The sequence below is a fragment of the Kosakonia sp. YIM B13571 genome, from assembly GCF_042788095.1.
GTDB lineage: Bacteria > Pseudomonadota > Gammaproteobacteria > Enterobacterales > Enterobacteriaceae > Kosakonia > Kosakonia quasisacchari.
In genome coordinates this window covers 1-3,071 of sequence record NZ_JBHZPL010000027.1, presented here as the reverse complement: position 1 = coordinate 3,071, position 3,071 = coordinate 1, and the positions used below count along the sequence as shown (strand labels likewise).

Below are 3,071 nucleotides of genomic sequence, written 5' to 3'. Positions count from 1 at the left end.
CCGATGGTGAAACCGATCCCACCGGAGCTCATCAGGCCGCTCTTTTTCTTCTCCTTAAACTGCCAGTTCGAGTCGGTATTGGTGGCGGCTGTAATATCCACGTTATGCGCCGCACTGAGCGCCACATCGCCATCGCCCACTACGGATGAACCTTTCACCAGCAGGTCATGGCCGGATTTCACCGTCACGTTATCGCCGCTCAGCAGCGTGCCAGCTTCCCGCGTGGCGCTCTGCTCGGAGATGGTGTGCGTTTTGGTTTTACTGAGGAAGCCGCTTTTGGTTTTGGTCTCTTCTTTGTAGTGATAATCGCTTTCGGTGGCGGTGGTCAGGTTGACGTCGCGTCCGGCCTGTACGCCGATATCGCCTTTCGCATTGACCTGCGCCGCTTCGGCGTTCATATCGCGTCCGGCGATAATCGTGGTTCCCGTGCCGCTGGCGATTTCGGTGCCCTGCTGGCGCACCTGCTCGTTGATCACCGTTTTCTTGCTGGCTTTGTAGCTGTCGCCCTGAGTGGTGGCTTCGGCCAGCAGATTGACATCGCGCCCCGCCTGCATGCCGACCTGTTGCTCAGCCGCCAGCCCGGAGGCGTGTGAATTGATGTCCTGGCCTGCGGTGAGTATCAGGTTATTGCCCGCGCTGACGGTGGTGCGATCAAGCCCGGTGCTGTGATTTTCGCTTTTGCCGTTGCGGGTGTTATTGCGGGTCTGCTGCGCGTCGAGGTTCAGATCGTTGCCCGCCGACAGCTTCGCGTCTTTCCCGGCGCTGACATCGCTGGCGCTGAGCGTCAGGTCGTTGCCCGCCTGCATGGCAAGATTGCCACCGGCCGTGATACCGCTTCCCTGATACGACACCTGCTCGCGGCTGGTGGCCGTCTGACGGAGATAACCCGCATTAAAACCGGACTGGCTGTACGCGTCATTTTTCTCGATCGCGTTAACGGCGATATTGCCACCGGCATCCATCAGCACATCGCCGCCCGCTTTCAGCGTGGCACCGGTCAGGGTGATATCTTTACCCGCTGCCAGCGACAGGCCATCGCTGGCGGTAATACTGGCGATACTGCCAAGTGTGGTGTCTTTGAGGCTGACGGAGCCGCGTTTGCTTTTCGCATCCAGCGCGAACTGATCGGCCAGCGTGACGTTATTAATGCTGCCGTCGAGACTCTCCAGCGCCACGGTTTTGCCGCTGATGGTGGAACTGAGGTTGCTGATATCGCCAATGGCACTGAGGCTGACATTGCCGCCCGCTTTCATCAGCGCATCGTTGCTGTTGGTAATGGCCCCGTCGCTCCCCACGCTGAGGTTGTTGCGCGCCAGCAGCGTGCCGCCAGTGTTGGTGACACTGCCCCCTTCGAGGCTGACATTGTTCCCGGCAATCACACTGCCGTTATTGACCGTGACATCTTTCGGCGACAGGTAGACTTTCGGGATCATCACCGTTTCGCCATTGATGGTGGCGCTTTCCCACCACAGGATGCTGTGGTCGAGCGCGGCGATTTGATCGGCATTGAGCGCCACACCAAACTGCAGCCCCAGCGACTGCTGGGCGTTAGCGGCGTTATCCATCAGGTAGCGCATCTGGTCCAGATCGGAGCCGATACCGTTCAGGTAGCGGTTACCGGTCTGGTTCAGCACGACGTTACTGACATAGCGCGTGTCAAACGCCGCATCGCCGAGGAAGCGGTAGTCATGATCCGGGTTGAGTTTGATGCGATCCAGCATGTAGGCCGAGCCGAGGAACTGCTTCTCATCGGTATAGGTGCTGCTGGTTTCACGCGGGGCGGCAGACGGCGTGACGCCGAGCAGTTTGTTCAGATCGCCAAACAGCGCCGGATCAAGCTGGCCAAGCCCGTCGAGTTTCGGGTTAACGGTGATGAGGTACGGGCTTTTCGGGTCAGCCGACACCACAAAGTAGCCGCTGTTGCCGGACGGCAGTGGGTACGCGCTGGTATCAACGGATTTCCCCTGATGCGCGTCGAGTGTGCCAGTGCTGGTGTTTTTCAGCACCGCACTGGTGACGCCCGCGCTCGCCAGACTGCCCGCGCTGCCAAGGCTGGCGCTGCCTTTCTGCTGACTGCCGATGTTTGCCAGCGCGGCACCATTTGCGCTGGCATTATCCAGCGCGCCGCCGCCGTTAATCTGCTGCAGGGCGTTGTGCAGTTGATCCTGCCACTGCGGGGAGTTGACGGTCACCGGCCCTGCGGCAAGCGTCTGTTTTGCCACGCTACCGCCAATGCTCTGATTGCTCAGGGTGCTAAGCGAAGGAGCAGCAATGGCATGAGCTATTCCCCCACCATTTGACGTCGTCGCAGTATTACTGATATTGCTCGTAAAGCTGGCGTTAACCCTACCGCCAGACTGAATCACCGAGCGAAAGACCTGATCGGTATTATGCGTTTCATACTCCGGCGCACCGTCTAGCGTATAGGTCACGACACGGTTTTTATTTTTTACAGAAGTGGGCGTCCCATCAATACTGGATGCTTTGCCTGTTTTCCCGTGGTATCGGTAAGTCCGATATTCATCCTCTGAATAGCCAAAGTAAGATTGGTTATTCAGAGTGGCACCGGCGAGGTTTACCTCATTGCCAGCCATTAAATTACTGGCCTGGTTATCCAGCGTGGTGGCATTCGCGTTAAGATTGCGGCCAGCAGAAATTTGCGATACGCCGCCCTTCGCCGTGACGTTAACCACGGTGGATCCTACTAAGTAACGTTTCACACTGCCTTTGGCCATTGGCACGACATCACCAATCGCTCCACCGCCGCCCGCGTTATTTATAATCGTAAAAATGTAACCCCATTCGTCAGGGGGAAGATCCCGGACTTTCACCTGGATCGAGCTGGCTCCGCTTGCCGCAGGGCTCCCTGCCGCCGCCTGATAGCTGCGCGACTCACTGATCCCCTCGCGCTCATTGAGCAGCCTTGCGGTGCGGATAGTGATATCGCCGTTACGGGTCTCAATATTGCCGGAGGTGTTCACCACCTCGGTGTTGGCATTGCCCGCCGCGTCGCGCTGCAGCCTGAGATTGTTGCCCGCCAGCATATCGCCGCGCTGGTTGGTGATGCTGCC

The 3,071-nt window shown here is 58.5% G+C and carries 1 protein-coding gene; it reads right to left on the bottom strand.

Annotated features, from left to right (window positions below; genetic code table 11):
• On the bottom strand, nucleotides 1-3,071 hold a 3,071-nt coding region (locus ACFX4O_RS24330), incomplete at both ends, for a hemagglutinin repeat-containing protein (RefSeq protein WP_380211869.1).